A 17874-nucleotide genomic window follows, 5' to 3' on the forward strand; every position below is an offset into this window, starting at 1 on the left:
CTGAGGAGACCGGGGCTGGTGTGGCTGGTGGGGCTGCCCCCTCGGGCAGATCCGTCAGGCCGGACACGTCCGGCACGTCCGTCAGGACCGGCACCTCCGTCAGGCTCGGCAACCCCGCCGGCCCCGGGGTCTCGGTCATGCCGCCCGGCACGTCCGTGAGGCTCGGTACCTCCGCCAGGCCCGGGGTCTTGGTCATGCCGCCCGGCACGTCCGTGAGGCTCGGCACCTCCGTCAGGCCCGGGGTCTTGGTCATGCCGCCCGGCACGTCCGTGAGGCTCGGTACCTCCGTCAGGCTCGGGGTCTTGGTCATGCCGCCCGGCACGTCCGTGAGGCTCGGCACCTCCGCCAGGCCCGGGGTCTTGGTCATGCCGCCCGGCACGTCCGTCAGGCTCGTCGGGCCGGCCGGGTCCGTCAAGGACGCGAACGCGGCCTCGTGGGCGCGGCGGCGGGCCACGTCGCGGGCGAAGATCTCCCGGGCGACCCCGGCCAGGACCGTCGCGGGGGCCCGCAGGTCCAGCCTGCTCGCCTCGGCGACCGCCGTCGCCCATTCGGCCGGCACCGCCGCCTCGCCGTGCAGCGCGCCCACGAGCGCGCCGGCCATCGTGGCGATCGAGTCGCAGTCCCGGCCGTAGTTGACGGCGCCCAGGACCGTACGCCGGTAGTCGCCGCCCTCGATCAGCAGCATTCCCAGCGCGATGGGCAGCTCCTCGATCGAGTGCAGCCGGGAGGGGCGCCGGGCGCCGAGGGACGGCGAGCGGTAGTCCGGGCCGACGGTGTCGAACGGCGCGACCGCCTCCCGGAGCGGGACGAGCGCCGACTCGAAGTCCGCGTGGCCGGGGGCCACTTCGGCCACCGCCTCGATCGCCGCCTGGGTGCCGTCCTTGGCCAGCGCCACCGCCGTCTCGACCACCGACTCCGGGGTCGCCCCCGGTGCGCAGGCCGCCGCGACCGCCGCCGCGAAGACCCCCGCCGCCTCCCGACCGTACGACGACTGGTGCGCCCCGGCGAGGTCCAGGGCCTCGGCGTACGCGGCGCGCGGATGGGCGGCGTTGACCAGACCGACCGGCGCCATGTACATCGCCGCACCGCAGTTGACGATGTTTCCGTTGCCGGCCTCGCGCGGGTCGACGTGCCCGTAGTGCAGCCGGGCGACGAGCCACTTCTCGGCGAGGAAGATCCGCTGGAGGGGGAGCGCCTCGGTCTCCAGCTCGGGGATCCAGACAGGGGTCCCCATGAGCTGGGGGACCAGGTGGTCGGCCGTCGAGTACGCGTCGAGGTGGTCGCGGACCGTGTCGTACACGCGGATCAGCGCGTGGGTCATCAGGGTGTCGTCGGTGACGTGTCCGTTGCCCTTGTGGTACGGGGCGAGGGGGCGGGCGGTGCGCCAGTGGGCGCCGTTCCAGGGGCCGACGATGCCGGTGACCCGGCCGCCGTGGCGCTGGACGATCTGGTCGGGGCTGTACCCCTCGACCGGGCCGCCGAGCGCGTCACCGACGGCCGCTCCGACGAGACTGCCCGTGATCCTGTCCTCGAGTGTGGTGACCCTCCCGGCCACTGTGGTCGTCATGCCGGAATTGTCCACCTTGGGTGGTCAGTTCCGTGGGTGCGAGCCGCTCGGCGAGTTCGACGAGGTCGGTGCCCGCGAGGCGCGGCAGCGCGCAGCCCGCGAGGGTGCGGCAGGCCTCGCGCCAGGTCGCGGGGATCGCGTCCGCGCCGCCGAGCGCGCCGGTCAGCGCCCCGACGAGGGCGGGCGCGGAGTCCGCGACGCGAGAGAGGCAGGCGGCGGCGGGAAGGGCCGCGGCGACCTGGCCCCGGGCCACGGTCGCGAGGGCGAGGGCGACGGGGACGGTTTCGGCAGCCGCGATGCCGTAGCTGTAGACGTGGTCGACGATCTCGTGCTCCAGGAGCGGGACGAGTTCGAACGCGCTGCTCGCGGTGCGGGCGGTCTTGACGGCGTGCTGGGCGTTGCGGCCGATCTCGGTGGCGGGCGGGAGCTGGTCGAGCGCCGCCTCCACGGCGTCGTCGACCCCGGCCCCGCCGAGCGCCACCGAGACGGCCGCGGCCATGGCGCGGGCGCCGTGCACGCCGTCCCCGTCCTGGGTGTACCGGGCGTCGAACTCGGCGAGTTCGGCGGCCGATTGGGGATCGCCCGGATGGACGACGGCGAGGACGGCGGCGCGGACGCAGGCGGCGTCGTCGAAGTAGTGCGGGTTGTCGTGGCCGGTGGCGGGCGGGCGCAGACCGGTGGCGAGGTTGCCGAGCCCGGCGCGTACGGAGATCCGGGCGCGCAGGGGCAGGACGGCGGACTCGACCTCGGGGGCGCGGTCGGCGGCGGCGGCGATCTGGCCGGCGAGGGAGTTCCAGGCGAGATCGACGGCGGCGCGCAGCCGCAGGCCGGGCGCGATCCCCAGGAAGACCTCGCCGGAGGCGGCGAGTACGGCCTCGGCGGTGAACGCGGCCCACTCGGCGTCGTCGGAGGGCCCGAGCCGCAGGGGCTCGGGAGGCTGGTTGAGGGCGATGGGCACGGGCAGGGTGGTGGTGGCGTTCTGCTCGGCGAACGTGTCGAGCTCCCGGGTGAGCCGCCGCGTCCACTCCGGCATCCGCGCGGCCCGATGCCGCGCGGCGGGCCACCCGGCGGCATCCCCGGCGGCCAGCCCCAGCAGCATCCCCTCGACTCGGCGGGGGTGGGGGGCGGGGGCCCGGGCCCCACCCCCTTCCATGGAACCCAGGTCCGTCATCTCGACTCCTCCTCCGGGGTCAGCAGCTCCGCGATGTCCAGCACGTGGTAGCCCCGCATCGAGGGCAGACAACTGCCGCGGACCGGGCCGATCGCCGAGGACCACTCCTCGGGGATCGCGCTCGCGCCCGACATCGCGCCGGACAGCGCTCCCGCCACCGCCGCCGTCGTGTCCGCGTCCCGGCCCATGTTCACGGCCGTGAGCACCGCCGTACGGAAGTCGCCGCGCGCCGCCGCGAACGCGCCGAAGGCGAGGCCTACGGCCTCCGGGGCGAGGTCGGTCCAGGGGTAGCCGCCGATGACCACGGCCGAGCGGACCGTACGTTCGCGGATCAGCGGGTCCCGCTCCACGCGCTGCGCCGCGACCACCGCGCGCCGTATCGAGCGCGCCGTCCACGAATCCATCGGGACCACCGAAAGCGCCGCCGCGATGACCGACGTCACCCCCGCCCCGGACATCGCCGCCGCGACGCCCGCCGCCACCGCCTGGCCGCCGTAGATGCCCTCCCCGTCGTGGCTGACGCAGCCGTCGATGGCGACCAGGCGGGCCGCCTCCGCCGGGCGGCCCGCGGCGAACACCCCGAACGGCGCCGCCCGCATGGCCAGTCCGTCGCTCCAGGCGTGCCGGTGCTGCGCGGAGATCGGGGCGGCCAGCCCGCGCCGCAGGTTCTCCAGCGTGCCCCGCTCGCTGAAGCCCGCCCCGCGGAACGGGCCCTCGTCCAGATCCGCGATCCAGTGGTGCCACGCCTTCTCCACATGGGCGACGGTCAGCGCCGAACCGTGCCGGGCCAGCAGCAGCCCGGAGAAGATCGCGTACTCGGTGTCGTCCGTACCGGCCGGACTGTCCGTCACGAACCCCTCGATCCGGCCCCACCGGCGCCGGATCTCGGAGGGCCGCATGTTCTCGGCCGGGGCGCCGAGCGCGTCGCCGACCGCCAGACCGAGCAGCGCGCCCTGCGCCCGGTCCCGTAGCGTCTCGGCCTCACCGTGGACCGGATCGCATGCAATCGCCTCCAACGCCTGGCCCCTTCCTGCGTACCCGAGCCCCTCCTGGATCTGTGCCACACGGCGGGGCCCGGGAGTCGGGCGAGGCGCCGGAGTCACCCGGCTGACACTCCGGCCGCCCAGGCCCGGCACGGTGGCCCGCACCGGTCGGCGTCGCCATGCTCCCCCGCTGGTCAGGGTGGCCTTTCTGAGGTTCACCTACCTGAGGCAGACCTTCGTAAGTAAGGCCTTACTTGCTGGCAGACCCCTTACATCGGGCGTATTTTCGGGGGTGTTGGCGGGGGAGCGGACCCATCGGGGAGCCGGACCGCGAGAAACGTAAGGGGAGAGCTGTGTCCATCATCGAGACCGAGGCGACGCTTCACGAGGCGCACCGCGACAATCACACGCACCGCGATGTGAACGGCGGTTGGCTGCGTCCGGCGGTCTTCGGCGCGATGGACGGACTCGTCTCCAACCTCGCCCTGATGACCGGTGTCGCCGGAGGCGCCGTCTCCCAGCAGACCATCGTCATCACCGGCCTCGCCGGTCTCGCCGCGGGCGCCTTCTCCATGGCCGCGGGGGAGTACACCTCCGTCGCCTCGCAGCGTGAGCTCGTCCAGGCCGAACTGGACGTCGAGCGGCACCAGTTGCGCAAGCATCCCATCGACGAGATGGAGGAGCTCGCCGCGCTGTACGTGGCCCGCGGCGTCGAGCCCGCGCTCGCCCGCGAGGTCGCCATGCAGCTCTCCCGCGACCCCGAGCAGGCGCTGGAGATCCACGCCCGCGAGGAGCTCGGCATCGACCCGGACGACCTGCCGTCGCCGATGGTCGCCGCCGTGTCGTCGTTCGGCTCGTTCGCGCTCGGCGCCCTGCTGCCCGTCCTGCCGTACCTGCTGGGCGCGACCGCCCTGTGGCCGGCGGTGCTGCTCGCGCTCCTCGGCCTGTTCGCCTGCGGCGCGCTGGTGGCCCGGGTCACCGCCCGCACGTGGTGGTTCAGCGGCCTGCGCCAGCTGGCCCTGGGTGGCGCCGCGGCGGCCGTCACGTACGGCCTCGGCATGCTCTTCGGCGCGGCACTCTGAGTCGTACGCGTAGGCCGTAGGCGCGTGACGGCGCCCACGCGCGTGGCGGCGCCATGCGTGTGGGCCGTATACGCGTGGGTCATACACGCGTGACGGGCGCCGGCCCTTTACGGTCGCCCGTCGCGCCCGGCGCCTACTGCGGCCCGGGTGCCGCCCGTACGGCCCGGCGGCAGGCCCTGGGGCCGCTGTTCGCCCGTACGGCCCTGCGGCGTCGGCCCCTGCGCGGGCCGGGCGCCGTCGCCCGTACGGCCCAGCCCTCGCACCCCCCGCCCCCGGCGGGGTTTCGCGCGTCTCACGGCCGCTGTGACCAATCTCCCTGGGCGGATCCGGCCCGTCGATGAGACACTATGCGCAGCGCCGAATAAGTAGCCATTACCTGTCGGTTTCGATTCCCTCATCATCGGGCATGAGCCGAAGGCGCCGCGGGCAATGACGCCTGCTCCTGCGACGGGTCGCCGGCGACCCCCGGATACCGATCCCGTCCCTTGTGACACCACACGTGTGATCGCACCCGTGATGACGCCCCTGTGATCACACCCTGAGCACTCCACCGCCACCCCGCGGTGTCCGCATGCTGGAATGAGCTATCCACTTTCCGAGAATCACTCCATCATGTAACCTGCACGAAATTTCGCGGAGGGCCAACGTCGTCCCTCGGCTGCTTCATATGCCACGACGACGACGGGAGTGCCGATGCGTTCCGACGCCTGGTCGCCCATGGACGGTCGCCCTGCACCGCAGGGGATGTACGACCCCCGTAACGAACACGACGCCTGCGGTGTCGGGTTCGTGGCCACCCTCACCGGTGTTGCCAGCCACGCACTGGTCGAGCAGGCGCTGACCGTACTGCGCAATCTCGAGCACCGCGGCGCCACCGGCTCCGAGCCCGACTCCGGAGACGGCGCCGGCATCCTCCTCCAGGTCCCCGACGCGTTCCTGCGCGAGGTCACCGACTTCGACCTGCCCGAGCCCGGCGCGTACGCCGTCGGCATCGCCTTCCTCCCCGCCGACGGCTCCGCACAGGCCGTCTCGCGGATCGAGACGATCGCCTCCGAAGAAGGCCTGACCGTCCTCGGCTGGCGCGAGGTCCCCGTCGCCCCCGAGCTGCTCGGCGCCTCCGCCCGCTCCACCATGCCGGTCTTCAGCCAGCTCTTCGTCGCTGGGGGCACCTCCCGGACGGAGTCTGGGGGAGGCGAGAACACGGGCATCGCGCTGGACCGCAAGGCGTTCGTGCTGCGCAAGCGCGCCGAGCGCGAGGCCGGAACGTACTTCCCCTCGCTCTCCGCCCGCACGATCGTCTACAAGGGCATGCTGACCACCGGCCAGCTGGAGCCCTTCTTCCCGGACCTCTCCGACCGGCGCTGCGCCACCGCCGTGGCCCTGGTCCACTCCCGCTTCTCCACGAACACCTTCCCCAGCTGGCCGCTGGCCCACCCGTACCGCTTCGTCGCCCACAACGGCGAGATCAACACGGTCAAGGGCAACCGCAACTGGATGCGGGCCCGCGAGTCCCAGCTCGCCTCCGACCTCTTCGGCCAGGCCGAGCTGGAGCGGATCTTCCCCGTCTGCACGCCGGACGCCTCCGACTCCGCCTCCTTCGACGAGGTCCTGGAGCTGCTCCACCTCGGCGGCCGCTCCCTGCCCCACAGCGTCCTGATGATGGTCCCCGAGGCGTGGGAGAACCACGACTCCATGGACCCGGCCCGGCGCGCCTTCTACCAGTACCACTCCACGATGATGGAGCCCTGGGACGGCCCGGCCTGCGTCACCTTCACCGACGGCGTCCAGGTCGGCGCGGTCCTCGACCGCAACGGTCTGCGCCCCGGCCGCTACTGGGTCACCGACGAGGGCCTCGTCGTCCTCTCCTCCGAGGTCGGCGTCCTCGACATCGACCCCGCCAAGGTCGTCCGCAAGGGCCGCCTCCAGCCCGGCAAGATGTTCCTCGTCGACACCGCCGAGCACCGCATCATCGAGGACGACGAGATCAAGGCCGCCCTCGCCGCCGAGCACCCCTACCAGGAGTGGCTGGAGACCGGCGAGATCGAGCTCGAGGACCTCCCCGAGCGCGAGCACATCGTCCACACCCACGCCTCGGTCACCCGCCGCCAGCAGACCTTCGGCTACACCGAGGAAGAGCTCCGCGTCATCCTCGCCCCGATGGCCCGCACCGGCGCCGAGCCGATCGGCTCCATGGGCACCGACTCCCCGATCGCGGCCCTCTCCGAGCGGCCCCGGCTGCTCTTCGACTACTTCACCCAGCTCTTCGCGCAGGTCACCAACCCGCCGCTGGACGCCATCCGCGAGGAGCTCGTCACCTCGCTGCGCTCCTCGCTCGGCCCGCAGGGCAACCTCCTGGAGCCGACCGCGGCCTCCTGCCGCAGCGTCACCCTGCCCTTCCCGGTGATCGACAACGACGAGCTGGCGAAGCTCATCCACATCAACGCCGACGGCGACATGCCCGGCATGAAGGCCGCCACACTCTCCGGTCTCTACCGCGTCTCCGGCGGCGGCGACGCGCTCGCCGCCCGGATCGAGGAGATCTGCGCCGAGGCCGACGCCGCCCTCGAGTCCGGCGCCCGGCTGATCGTGCTCTCCGACCGCCACTCCGACGCCGAGCACGCGCCGATCCCGTCGCTGCTGCTCACCGCCGCGGTCCACCACCACCTCATCCGCACCAAGCAGCGCACCCAGGTGGGCCTGCTGGTCGAGGCCGGCGACGTCCGTGAGGTCCACCACGTCGCGCTGCTCATCGGCTACGGCGCCGCCGCCGTCAACCCGTACCTCGCGATGGAGTCGGTCGAGGACCTGGTCCGCGCCGGCACCTTCATCGAGGGCCTGGAGCCCGAGAAGGCCATCCGCAACCTGATCTACGCGCTGGGCAAGGGCGTCCTGAAGGTCATGTCCAAGATGGGCATCTCGACCGTCGCCTCCTACCGCGGCGCCCAGGTCTTCGAGGCCGTCGGCCTCGACCAGGCCTTCGTCGAGAAGTACTTCGACGGCACCGCCACCAAGATCGGCGGCGCCGGCCTCGACGTCGTCGCCCAGGAGGTCGCCGCCCGGCACACCAAGGCGTACCCCTCCTCCGGCATCCCCTCCGCGCACCGCGCGCTGGACATCGGCGGCGAGTACCAGTGGCGCCGCGAGGGCGAGCCGCACCTGTTCGACCCCGAGACCGTCTTCCGCCTGCAGCACGCCACGCGCTCCAAGCGGTACGACATCTTCAAGCAGTACACCGAGCGGGTGAACGAGCAGTCCGAGCGGCTCATGACGCTGCGCGGCCTCTTCGGCTTCACCTCCGACCGCCCCTCGATCCCCCTCGACGAGGTCGAGCCGGCATCCGAGATCGTCAAGCGCTTCTCCACCGGCGCCATGTCGTACGGCTCCATCTCCAAGGAGGCGCACGAGACCCTCGCCATCGCCATGAACCAGCTGGGCGGCAAGTCCAACACCGGTGAGGGCGGCGAGGACCCGGAGCGCCTGTACGACCCGGCGCGCCGCTCGTCGATCAAGCAGGTCGCCTCCGGCCGCTTCGGCGTCACCTCCGAGTACCTGGTCAACGCCGACGACATCCAGATCAAGATGGCCCAGGGCGCCAAGCCCGGCGAGGGCGGCCAGCTGCCCGGCCACAAGGTCTACCCCTGGGTCGCCAAGACCCGGCACTCCACCCCCGGCGTCGGCCTCATCTCCCCGCCGCCGCACCACGACATCTACTCCATCGAGGACCTGGCTCAGCTGATCCACGACCTCAAGAACGCCAACCCCGAGGCCCGCATCCATGTGAAGCTGGTCTCCGAGGTCGGCGTCGGCACGGTCGCCGCCGGTGTCTCCAAGGCCCACGCGGACGTCGTCCTGATCTCCGGCCACGACGGCGGTACGGGCGCCTCGCCGCTCACCTCGCTCAAGCACGCGGGCGGCCCCTGGGAGCTCGGCCTCGCCGAGACCCAGCAGACCCTGCTGCTCAACGGCCTGCGCGACCGGATCGTCGTGCAGACCGACGGCCAGCTCAAGACCGGCCGTGACGTCGTCATCGCCGCGCTGCTCGGCGCCGAGGAGTTCGGTTTCGCCACCGCGCCGCTCGTCGTCTCCGGCTGCGTCATGATGCGCGTCTGCCACCTGGACACCTGCCCGGTCGGCATCGCCACCCAGAACCCGGTCCTGCGGGAACGCTTCTCCGGCAAGGCCGAGTTCGTCGTCAACTTCTTCCAGTTCATCGCCGAGGAGGTCCGCGAGCTCCTCGCCGAGCTGGGCTTCCGCACGCTGGAGGAGGCCGTCGGCCACGCCGAACTCCTCGACACCACCCGCGCCGTCTCGCACTGGAAGGCGCAGGGCCTCGACCTCGCCCCGCTCTTTTACGTGCCCGAGCTGGCCGAAGGCGCTGCCCGCCACGCCCTGGTCGAGCAGGACCACGGCCTGGAGAAGGCCCTCGACAACGAGCTCGTCGAGCTCGCCGCCGAGGCGCTGAACGCGGCCACCGCCGAGGACGCCCAGCCGGTCCGCGCCCAGGTGCCGATCCGCAACATCAACCGCACCGTCGGCACGATGCTCGGCCACCACGTCACCAAGAAGTTCGGTGGCGCGGGCCTGCCCGACGACACCATCGACATCACCTTCACCGGCTCCGCAGGACAGTCCTTCGGCGCGTTCCTGCCGCGCGGTGTCACACTGCGCCTGGAGGGCGACGCCAACGACTACGTCGGCAAGGGGCTCTCCGGCGGCCGTATCGTGGTCCGCCCCGACCGGGGCGCCGACCACCTCGCCGAGTACTCCACGATCGCGGGCAACACGATCGGCTACGGCGCCACCGGCGGCGAGCTGTTCCTGCGGGGCCGTACGGGCGAGCGCTTCTGCGTCCGCAACTCCGGCGCGCTGGTGGTCTCCGAGGGCGTGGGCGACCACGGCTGCGAGTACATGACCGGCGGACAGGCCGTCGTCCTCGGCGAGACGGGCCGCAACTTCGCGGCCGGTATGTCGGGCGGCACCGCCTACGTCGTCGACCTCGACCGGGACAACGTCAACGCCGGCAACCTGGAGGCGATCGAGGCCCTGTCGGACACCGACAAGGCGTGGCTGCACGACGTCGTGCGCCGCCACCACGAGGAGACGGGCTCCACCGTCGCCGAGAAGCTCCTCGCCGACTGGTCCGTGAACGTGGACCGCTTCAGCAAGATCATCCCCACCACGTACAAGGCAGTGCTCGCCGCCAAGGACGCCGCTGAGCTCGCCGGTCTCTCCGAGGCCGAGACCACCGAGAAGATGATGGAGGCGGCGACCAATGGCTGACCCCAAGGGCTTCCTGACCACCGGCCGTGAGGTCGCCAAGACCCGCCCGGTGGCCGAGCGACTCAAGGACTGGAACGAGGTCTACGTCCCCGGCTCCCTGCTGCCGATCATCAGCAAGCAGGCCGGCCGCTGCATGGACTGCGGCATCCCGTTCTGCCACAACGGCTGCCCGCTGGGGAACCTGATCCCCGAGTGGAACGACTACGCCTACCGTGAGGACTGGGCGCAGGCCTCCGAGCGGCTGCACGCCACCAACAACTTCCCGGAGTTCACCGGCCGCCTGTGCCCGGCTCCCTGCGAGTCGGCGTGCGTCCTCGGCATCAACCAGCCCGCCGTCACCATCAAGAACGTCGAAGTCTCCATCATCGACAAGGCGTGGGACTCCGGCGACGTCACCCCGCAGCCGCCGGAGCGGCTGTCCGGCAAGACCGTCGCGGTCATCGGCTCCGGCCCCGCGGGCCTGGCCGCCGCGCAGCAGCTGACCCGGGCCGGCCACACCGTCGCCGTGTACGAGCGGGCCGACCGCATCGGCGGCCTGCTGCGGTACGGAATCCCCGAGTTCAAGATGGAGAAGGTGCACATCAACCGGCGCATCGAGCAGATGCGTGCGGAGGGCACCAAGTTCCGCACCGAGGTGGAGATCGGCGTCGACGTCGACGCGGCGCAGCTGCGCCGGCGCTACGACGCGGTCGTCGTCGCGGCCGGGGCGACCGTCTCCCGCGACCTGCCCGTGCCGGGCCGTGAGCTGAACGGCATCCACTTCGCGATGGAGTACCTGCCGCTCGCCAACAAGGTCCAGGAGGGCGACTTCATCGCCCCGCCCATCACGGCCGAGGGCAAGCACGTCGTCGTCATCGGCGGCGGCGACACCGGCGCGGACTGCGTCGGCACCGCCCACCGCCAGGGCGCGGCCTCGGTCACCCAGCTGGAGATCATGCCGAGGCCGGGCGAGGAGCGGAACGCCAACCAGCCCTGGCCCACCTTCCCGATGCTGTACAAGGTGACATCGGCCCACGAGGAGGGCGGCGAGCGGGTCTACTCCGTCTCCACCACCCACTTCGAGGGTGACGAGGACGGCAACGTCCAGGCGCTGCACCTGGTGGAGGTGGAGTTCAAGGACGGCAAGCTGGAGCAGAAGCCGGGCACCGAGCGCCGCATCCCGGCGCAGCTGGTCACCCTGGCGATGGGCTTCACCGGCACCGACCAGTCCAACGGCCTGGTGTCGCAGTTCGGCCTGGAGCTCGACGCGCGCGGCAACGTCGCCCGCGACGCGGACTTCGCCACCAACGTCGACGGTGTCTTCGTCGCCGGTGACGCGGGCCGCGGCCAGTCCCTGATCGTCTGGGCGATCGCCGAGGGCCGCTCGGCCGCCCGCGGCGTGGACCGCTACCTCACCGGTACGAGCGCCCTGCCGGCCCCGATCCGTCCGACCGACCGCGCGCTGACCGTCTGACGGACGGCACCAAGCGTCCCGTACAACGGCGTACGGAACTGAGCGTGGCGCCTGCCAAGTCCCCGACCGGACCACGGCAGGCGCCACGCGCCCTTTTCCCGAAGTTTTCTCCGAGCGTTACGGTCGCGCCACACCGGCCAGCCAGGCCGCGGCCGAGTCCAGCGCGGCGTCCGCCTCCGGCAGGACGCCCGTCGCGCCCAGGAAGCCGTGGAACATGCCGGTGTGCACATGCACCGCCGCGCGTCCGCCGGCCGCCGAGAGGCGACGGGCGTACGCCACGCCCTCGTCACGCAGCGGATCGCAGTCCGCGACGACGACCAGGGCCGGCGGGAGCCCGGACAGGTCGGCCGCCAGGCCGGGGGAGGCGGCCACCGGGTCGCCGTGCGGGCCCAGATACTGCTGCCAGTACCAGCGCATATGGGCGGTGGTGTGGAAGAACCCCTCCGCGTACGCCTCCGCCGACACACCGTCCAGCCGGTGGTCCAGCGCCGGATAGATCAGCAACTGCGCGGCGATCTCCGGCCCTCCCCGGTCCCGCGCCCGCAGCGCCGTCGCCGCGGCGAGGTTCCCGCCACTGGAGTCACCCGCCACGACCAGGGGCCGCCCCGGGTACCGCCGGGCGGCCCACCATGTGACCGTGCACGCGTCGTCCTCGGCGGCGGGGTGGCGGTGCTCGGGGGCACGCCGGTAGTCGACGGAGACGACGGTGGCCCCGACCCTGGCCGCCAGCGCCCGGCAGAGCCGGTCATGGGTGTCGAGATCGCACAGCACCCAGCCGCCGCCGTGACTGAAGACGATGACGGGGCCGGGCGCGCGCGAGTCTGGGGTGCCGGTGCCGGAAGCGGCCCCCGGGGCCTGCATGCCGGGGCCGGCGGCAGCCGACCTCGGGCCCCGCGCGCCCGTGCCGACGGGACCCGTCTCCCCGAGGTCGCGTCCCGGGCCCCCGCCCGAGTCCGCCGCCCCCGCCGCCCCCAAGTCCCGTACGCCCGCGCCGACGGCACCCGCGTGCCCCAGGCCACGCCCCGGGCCCCCGCCCGAGCCGCCCGCCGCCTCCGGCGGTTCGTAGATCCGCACCCGTACCCCGTCCGCCAACTCCTCCCGCGCCGCAGGCAGTTCGCCCAGGCGTGCCCTGGCCGCCGCGCGGAGGGAGGCCGGGTCGCCCGGGGGTGGGAAGCCTGCCGTCAGGGCGTCGCAGAACGCCCGTGCCGCCGGGGTCAGCGGATCCGTCAGTGAGTTCGTCATCCTGTCGTCAGCCCTCCGTCCACCGCGAACTCCGCCCCCGTGACGTACGAGGACGCGTCCGACACCAGGAACACGACCAGCTCGCCGACCTCCTCCGGCCGGCCCATCCGCCCCAGCGGCACGTGCGACCAGTCCCTCCCCGCGACCGCCGCCGTCATGGGCGTGTCGATCGCGCCCGGGTGGACCGAGTTGACGCGGACCCCGTACGGCGCCAGGTCAAGCGCCGAGGACCGGGTCAGGCCGCGCAGGGCGAACTTCGTCGAGCCGTACGCCGCGTGGCCCGGGATGCCGACCAGGCCCGCCGTCGACGACACGTTCACGATCGAACCGCCGCCCGCCTCCTTCAGCGCCGGCAGCGCCGCCTGGATGCCGAGGAAAGGCCCCAGCAGATTGACCCGGAGCAGGGTCTCGAAGGTCTCGTACGTCTCGTCCTCCACGGAGGCCGTACGCCACAGCGCCGCGTTGTTGACCAGCGCATCGAGCCGGCCGAAGGCCCGTACCGCGGCGACCACCGCCCGCGTCCAGTCCGCCGCGTCCGAGACGTCGTGCCGGACGAACAGCCCCTGCCCGCCGAGGGAGTCGGCGACCTCCCGGCCCTCCTCCTCCCGTACGTCCGTGACGACCACTCGCGCCCCCGCCGCCGCGCACAACCGGGCCTCCGCCGCGCCCTGACCCCGGGCCGCGCCCGTCACCAGGACCACCTTCCCGGTCAGTGATATCGCGCCGTCACATGGCACACCCGCACCCCGTTCCCGCTCGACTTCCCGCTCGACTTCCCGTTCGGCTTCCCGCTTCGACATGACGAACAGGAATACTTCTAGCAGTCATATCGAGACCCGGGAAGGGCAGCGGCGACGGGAGCCGCCCGGCGATCACGTAGGCTCGAAGTCACCGCACGGAGAAGGGACTTCCCGCCCATGGCCATCAGCCTGCGCAAGGTCGAGGAGACCGCGCCCACGCTCGTCAGCCTCTTCAAGAGCGCGGGTGTCTCCCTGCGCAAGCACGGCCTGGACGGGCAGCGCGTCGCCGTCTACCTCGTGATCGACTACTCCGGTTCGATGAAGCCGTACTACAAGGACGGCAGCGTCCAGGCCCTCGCCGACCGGGTCCTCGGACTGTCCGCGCGGCTCGACGACGACGGCCGGGTGCCGGTCGTCTTCTTCTCCACGGACGTCGACGCCGAGACGGACATCTCCCTCGCCGACCACGAGGGCCGCATCGACCGGATCGTCGCCGGGCTCGGGCACATGGGCAAGACCAGCTACCACCTGGCCATGGACGCCGTCATCGACCACTACCTGGACAGCGGCTCCACCGCGCCCGCACTGGTCGTCTTCCAGACCGACGGCGGCCCCATCAACAAGCTCGCCGCCGAGCGGTACGTCTGCAAGGCGGCGCGGCTCCCGCTCTTCTGGCAGTTCGTCGGCTTCGGCGACCCCGGCAGCAGGCAGTTCGAATTCCTGCGCAAACTGGACGAGTTGTCCGTCCCCGGCCGCCGGCCCGTCGACAACGCCGGCTTCTTCCACGCGGGCCAGGACCCGCGCCGGGTCACGGACGACGAACTGTACGACCGGCTGGTCGCCGAGTTCCCCGCCTGGCTGGCAGCCGCCCGCGCCCAGGGCATCGTCCGCACCTGACCGGGGCGCAGGCGAAGGGCGGCGAGCAGGCCGAATAATCGGCTCGCCGAGCGCGGGTGCCGGCCGCGATAGTGGCGAACATGGCATCTCTCGTAAGACATGTGACATTCGACTGCGCCGACGCCTACGCCCTGGCGACCTTCTGGGGCGCGGTCCTCGACGCCCCGGTCTCGGACGAGGACCAGCCCGGCGACCCGGAGGCGCTGGTCGAGACCCCCGGCGCGGCGGTCCTCTTCGTGACCGTCCCCGAGCCCAAGACCGTGAAGAACCGCGTGCACCTCGACATCCAGCCGCAGGACCGCACCCGCGACGAGGAGGTCGAGCGGATCCTGAAGCTCGGCGCCACCCTCGTCGGCGACCACCGCACGGAGGACGGCCGGGGCTGGGTGACCCTCGCCGACCCCGAGGGAAACGAGTTCTGCGTCGAGCGCAGCGCCGCCGAACGCGGCTGAGCGTTCGGCCGACCGGGGAAACCCGACAGAAGATGTCGGGGTTCCCCGCTTTCATGGACGCATGGAGAACAGCGAGACGAACACTCCCGCGGACCGTACGGGCATGAGCTGGGCCGGTTTCGCGGCGGCCGAGCCGGACTTCGCCGCCGTGGTGCGCCGACGCTTCGAGGCCTACACCCACCACGTCCTGGCGACCCTGCGCGAGGACGGCTCCCCCCGGCTCAGCGGACTGGAGGTCGACTTCCGCTTCGGCGAGCTGTGGCTGGGCATGATGCCCAACTCGCACAAGGTACGGGACCTGCTGCGCGACCCCCGGTTCAACGTGCTGGCCAATCCGGGCAGCGGTACGGACATGGGCGGCGGCGACGTCCGCGTCGGCGGACAGGCGGTCGAGGTCACCGACCCGGAGACCGTCGACCGGTACGTGAAGGAGACCGGCCCGCCACTGCCGTTCCACCTCTTCCGCGTCGAACTGACCGAGGTCGTACGGACCTCGGTCGACGGCGAGGACCTGGTCGTGCAGTCCTGGGCGCCGGACCGGCCGCTGCGCCGTGTCCGGCGCGGCCCCGACGACAGCGCCCCGCGCGAGGACGTGCCCTAGCCCCCGAAGCCCCCGGGGCGGTCCCCGAGCCCGTCGAGGACCAGGGCCCGGCAGCGCGCGGGCGTTCCCCATGCGTCGCGCAGCGGGCGGGCTTTGCGCAGCCAGAGGGAGAGGTCGAGCTCCTCGGTGTAGCCGACCGCGCCGTGCAGCTGGAGCGCGGTGCGGGCGGCCGCGTATCCGGCCTCGCCGGCCGCGGCCTTGGCGGCGGCGACGTCGGCCGTACGGAGGGTGAGCGCCGCCCCGTACAGCAGCGGCCGCGCGAACTCCAGGGCCAGGAGCGTGTCCGCCAGCCGGTGTTTGACCGCCTGGAACGAGCCGATCGGGGTGCCGAACTGGCTGCGCTGTTTCACATACGACACGGTGCGCTCCAGGAGCGCGAGCCCGACGCCCAGCGACTGGGCGGCGGTGGCGAGGGCCGCCCAGCGAGCCGCGTACCCGGCGGCCTCGGCGACGGCGGGCCCGACGGCCAGCGGCTCCCCGCCCGCGTCCGGGCGGGCGAGCCGCCGTGCCGGATCGAGTGACCGCACCACCGGCCCATGCCCGGCCGCCAGCCGCAACTCCTCACCCTGGACGACGAGTACGGCGTCGGCGGCATCCGCGTCGAGAGCCATGCCGAGGGCGCCGGGCCGTGGCGCCGCGCTCCCGGCCTCGGGTGGTCCGTCTGGAGCGGCGCTCCCGGCCTCGGGTCGGGGGGCCGCCCCGACGGTCTCGGCTCGCCCGTCCGGCGTCGCGCTCGCGGCCTCGGGGCGTGGTCTCGCGCTCCCGGCCTCGGGTGGCCCGTCCGGAGCGGCGCTCCCGGCCTCCGGTCGCGGCGCCGCGCTCCCGGTCTCCGGTGGTCCGGGTTCCGACACAACGAGCGTTGCCATCGTCCCTCCCCCCACGATCCCCGGCAGCAGCCGTTTCGCCGGAGTGTCATGGCCGAGGGCGGCGAGCCGGGACAGCAGGGCACCCGCCGCCGCGGTCTCCGCCAGGGGGCCGGGGACCGCGTGCCGGCCCAGCTCCACGAAGGCGACGACCGTCTCGACGGGCAGCGGGCCCACCCCCTCGTACGCCTCCGGGACCGCCAGCGACCACACCCCCGCCTCCGCGAGCCGCGTCCACACCGCCCGGCCCGGCGTGTGGTCTCCGGCGCCCCACGCCCGTACTGCCGCCGCCGTGTCGGCCGCGCCGAGCATGGTGTCCAGGGCGCGGGCGAAGGCCTGTTGCTCGTCGGTCAGCAGGAATCGCATCAGCGCCGGCCCTTCGGAAGGCCGAGCAGACGCTCGGCGACGATGTCGCGCTGGATCTCGTTCGTCCCGGCGTAGATGGGGCCCGCGAGCGAGAAGACGTACCCCTCCGCCCACTCCTGGTCCGCCCGCTCACCCTCCGGTCCCAGCAGATCCAGGGCGGTCTCGTGCAGTGTGATGTCGTACTCGGACCAGAAGAGTTTGTTCAGGCTCGACTCCGCGCCGATCGTGCCCCCGGCCGCGAAACGCGACGCGCCCGCCGCCGTGAACAACTGATAGGCCCGCGCGCCGATGACCGCGTCCGCGACCCGGTCCCGTGCCCCGGGTTCCTCGCCGCGCTCGCGCCACAGCCGTACGAGCCGGTCGGCGGCGGCCAGGAACCGGCCGGGGGAGCGCAAGGTCAGCCCCCGTTCGTCGCCCGTCGTCGCCATCGCGATCCGCCAGCCCTGCCCCGGCTCGCCGATCACGTCCTCGTCGGGTACGAAGACCTCGTCGAGGAAGAGCTCGGCGAACGCGGGCCGGCCGTCCAGCCGGCCGATCGGCCGGACCGTCACCCCCGGGGCCCGCAGGTCGAACATCAGGTACGTGAGGCCGTGGTGCGGCTTGGCGGCCTCCGGGTCCGTACGGAAGAGTCCGAAGGCCCGGTCGGCGAAGGCCGCCCGCGAGGACCACGTCTTGTGGCCGGACAGCAGCCAGCCGCCGTCGGTCCGTACGGCCCGGGAGCGCAGGGCCGCGAGGTCCGAGCCGGCCTCCGGCTCGGACCAGGCCTGCGCCCAGACGGCCTCGCCGCTCGCCATCGACGGCAGCACCCGGGCCCGCTGTTCCTCCGTGCCGTGGTCGAAGAGGGTGGGGGCGAGGAGGCTGATGCCGTTCTGCGAGACCCGGCCGGGCGCCCCGGCCGCGTAGTACTCCTCCTCGAAGACCAGCCAGCGGAAGATCCCGGCGTCCCGGCCGCCGTACCGCTCCGGCCAGGACACCACCGACCAGCGGTCGGCGGCGAGCTCGGCCTCCCAGGCGCGGTGGGCGGCGAATCCCACCTCGGTCTCCAGCGAGGGCAGCGGCCGGGCGGGCACATGGGCGCGCAGCCACTCACGCGCCTCGGCCCGGAACGCGTCCTCGTCCGCCGTGTGCGTCAGATCCATGCGGTTCCGTCTCCCCTTCGGGCGTCCGGGACAGCTTC

At 72.9% G+C, this 17874-nt stretch carries 11 protein-coding genes and 2 pseudogenes; 6 read left to right on the forward strand and 7 right to left on the reverse strand.

The annotated features are described in order from the left end of the window. Nucleotides 1-409 precede the first annotated feature (409 nt). From IEZ01_RS07645 to IEZ01_RS07655, 3 genes and pseudogenes are all read right to left on the reverse strand, one after another. Nucleotides 410-1567, reverse strand: a pseudogene (locus IEZ01_RS07645) (ADP-ribosylglycohydrolase family protein); the annotation flags it as partial. Then, nucleotides 1488-2738: an ADP-ribosylglycohydrolase family protein gene (locus IEZ01_RS07650; RefSeq protein WP_019885463.1), complete on the reverse strand. Its 1251-nt coding sequence runs from the start codon at nucleotides 2736-2738 to the stop codon at nucleotides 1488-1490. The pseudogene IEZ01_RS07645 and the gene IEZ01_RS07650, both read right to left, overlap by 80 nt. Then, a complete protein-coding gene (locus IEZ01_RS07655) occupies nucleotides 2735-3754 on the reverse strand; it encodes an ADP-ribosylglycohydrolase family protein (protein ID WP_019885462.1) in 1020 nt (339 codons plus the stop codon). The genes IEZ01_RS07650 and IEZ01_RS07655 overlap by 4 nt, the downstream gene beginning before the upstream one ends. 320 nt (nucleotides 3755-4074) lie before the next feature. Between IEZ01_RS07655 and IEZ01_RS07660 the strand changes: the two genes are divergently transcribed. From IEZ01_RS07660 to IEZ01_RS07670, 3 genes are all read left to right on the forward strand, one after another. Continuing rightward, nucleotides 4075-4803, forward strand: a complete 729-nt coding sequence (locus tag IEZ01_RS07660; protein WP_189200606.1) for a VIT1/CCC1 transporter family protein — start codon at nucleotides 4075-4077, stop codon at nucleotides 4801-4803. Between the two features lie 693 nt (nucleotides 4804-5496). Then, nucleotides 5497-10083 carry a glutamate synthase large subunit gene (gene gltB, locus IEZ01_RS07665; RefSeq protein WP_189200608.1) on the forward strand — a complete coding sequence of 1529 codons (4587 nt, stop codon included), beginning with the start codon at nucleotides 5497-5499 and terminating at the stop codon, nucleotides 10081-10083. Beyond that, nucleotides 10076-11536: a glutamate synthase subunit beta gene (locus tag IEZ01_RS07670; RefSeq protein ID WP_019885458.1), complete on the forward strand. Its 1461-nt coding sequence runs from the start codon at nucleotides 10076-10078 to the stop codon at nucleotides 11534-11536. Before gltB ends, IEZ01_RS07670 begins: the two co-directional genes overlap by 8 nt. A 117-nt stretch (nucleotides 11537-11653) precedes the next feature. On the opposite strand, the gene IEZ01_RS07675 is transcribed toward IEZ01_RS07670, so the two are convergent. Both IEZ01_RS07675 and IEZ01_RS07680 read right to left on the reverse strand, forming a co-directional pair. Next, nucleotides 11654-12778, reverse strand: coding sequence for an alpha/beta hydrolase (locus IEZ01_RS07675; RefSeq protein ID WP_229832777.1), 1125 nt, complete (start codon nucleotides 12776-12778; stop codon nucleotides 11654-11656). Next, the gene (locus tag IEZ01_RS07680; protein ID WP_189200805.1) at nucleotides 12775-13497 is read right to left on the reverse strand and encodes a glucose 1-dehydrogenase; all 723 of its coding nucleotides are present in this window, start codon (nucleotides 13495-13497) and stop codon (nucleotides 12775-12777) included. The genes IEZ01_RS07675 and IEZ01_RS07680 overlap by 4 nt, the downstream gene beginning before the upstream one ends. Nucleotides 13498-13695: 198 nt before the next feature. Between IEZ01_RS07680 and IEZ01_RS07685 the strand changes: the two genes are divergently transcribed. The 3 genes and pseudogenes from IEZ01_RS07685 to IEZ01_RS07695 all read left to right on the forward strand — a co-directional run bounded on the left by IEZ01_RS07685 (nucleotide 13696) and on the right by IEZ01_RS07695 (nucleotide 15468). Then, nucleotides 13696-14415, forward strand: coding sequence for a vWA domain-containing protein (locus IEZ01_RS07685; protein ID WP_189200610.1), 720 nt, complete (start codon nucleotides 13696-13698; stop codon nucleotides 14413-14415). Between the two features lie 80 nt (nucleotides 14416-14495). Next, nucleotides 14496-14861, forward strand: a pseudogene (locus IEZ01_RS07690) (VOC family protein); the annotation flags it as partial. Nucleotides 14862-14928: 67 nt separating this feature from the next. Then, nucleotides 14929-15468, forward strand: a complete 540-nt coding sequence (locus IEZ01_RS07695) for a pyridoxamine 5'-phosphate oxidase family protein (RefSeq protein ID WP_189200612.1) — start codon at nucleotides 14929-14931, stop codon at nucleotides 15466-15468. Here the strand turns inward: IEZ01_RS07695 and IEZ01_RS07700 are convergent. Then, nucleotides 15465-16697: an acyl-CoA dehydrogenase family protein gene (locus IEZ01_RS07700; protein ID WP_189200614.1), complete on the reverse strand. Its 1233-nt coding sequence runs from the start codon at nucleotides 16695-16697 to the stop codon at nucleotides 15465-15467. The genes IEZ01_RS07695 and IEZ01_RS07700 overlap by 4 nt on opposite strands. Beyond that, on the reverse strand, nucleotides 16697-17836 hold the full coding sequence (locus IEZ01_RS07705) for an acyl-CoA dehydrogenase family protein (protein ID WP_189200616.1): 1140 nt from the start codon (nucleotides 17834-17836) through the stop codon (nucleotides 16697-16699). Before IEZ01_RS07705 ends, IEZ01_RS07700 begins: the two co-directional genes overlap by 1 nt. Nucleotides 17837-17874: the final 38 nt, after the last annotated feature.

Source organism: Streptomyces purpureus, from assembly GCF_014648195.1.
GTDB classification, from domain to species: domain Bacteria; phylum Actinomycetota; class Actinomycetes; order Streptomycetales; family Streptomycetaceae; genus Streptomyces; species Streptomyces purpureus.

Coding starts and splice junctions, on each gene's coding strand:
- IEZ01_RS07650 (WP_019885463.1), bottom strand. CDS start 2,738: ATGACGGACCTGGGTTCCATGGAAGGGGGTGGGGCCCGGGCCCCCGCC.
- gltB (WP_189200608.1), top strand. CDS start 5,497: ATGCGTTCCGACGCCTGGTCGCCCATGGACGGTCGCCCTGCACCGCAG.
- IEZ01_RS07670 (WP_019885458.1), top strand. CDS start 10,076: ATGGCTGACCCCAAGGGCTTCCTGACCACCGGCCGTGAGGTCGCCAAG.
- IEZ01_RS07675 (WP_229832777.1), bottom strand. CDS start 12,778: ATGACGAACTCACTGACGGATCCGCTGACCCCGGCGGCACGGGCGTTC.
- IEZ01_RS07685 (WP_189200610.1), top strand. CDS start 13,696: ATGGCCATCAGCCTGCGCAAGGTCGAGGAGACCGCGCCCACGCTCGTC.
- IEZ01_RS07695 (WP_189200612.1), top strand. CDS start 14,929: ATGGAGAACAGCGAGACGAACACTCCCGCGGACCGTACGGGCATGAGC.
- IEZ01_RS07700 (WP_189200614.1), bottom strand. CDS start 16,697: ATGCGATTCCTGCTGACCGACGAGCAACAGGCCTTCGCCCGCGCCCTG.
- IEZ01_RS07705 (WP_189200616.1), bottom strand. CDS start 17,836: ATGGATCTGACGCACACGGCGGACGAGGACGCGTTCCGGGCCGAGGCG.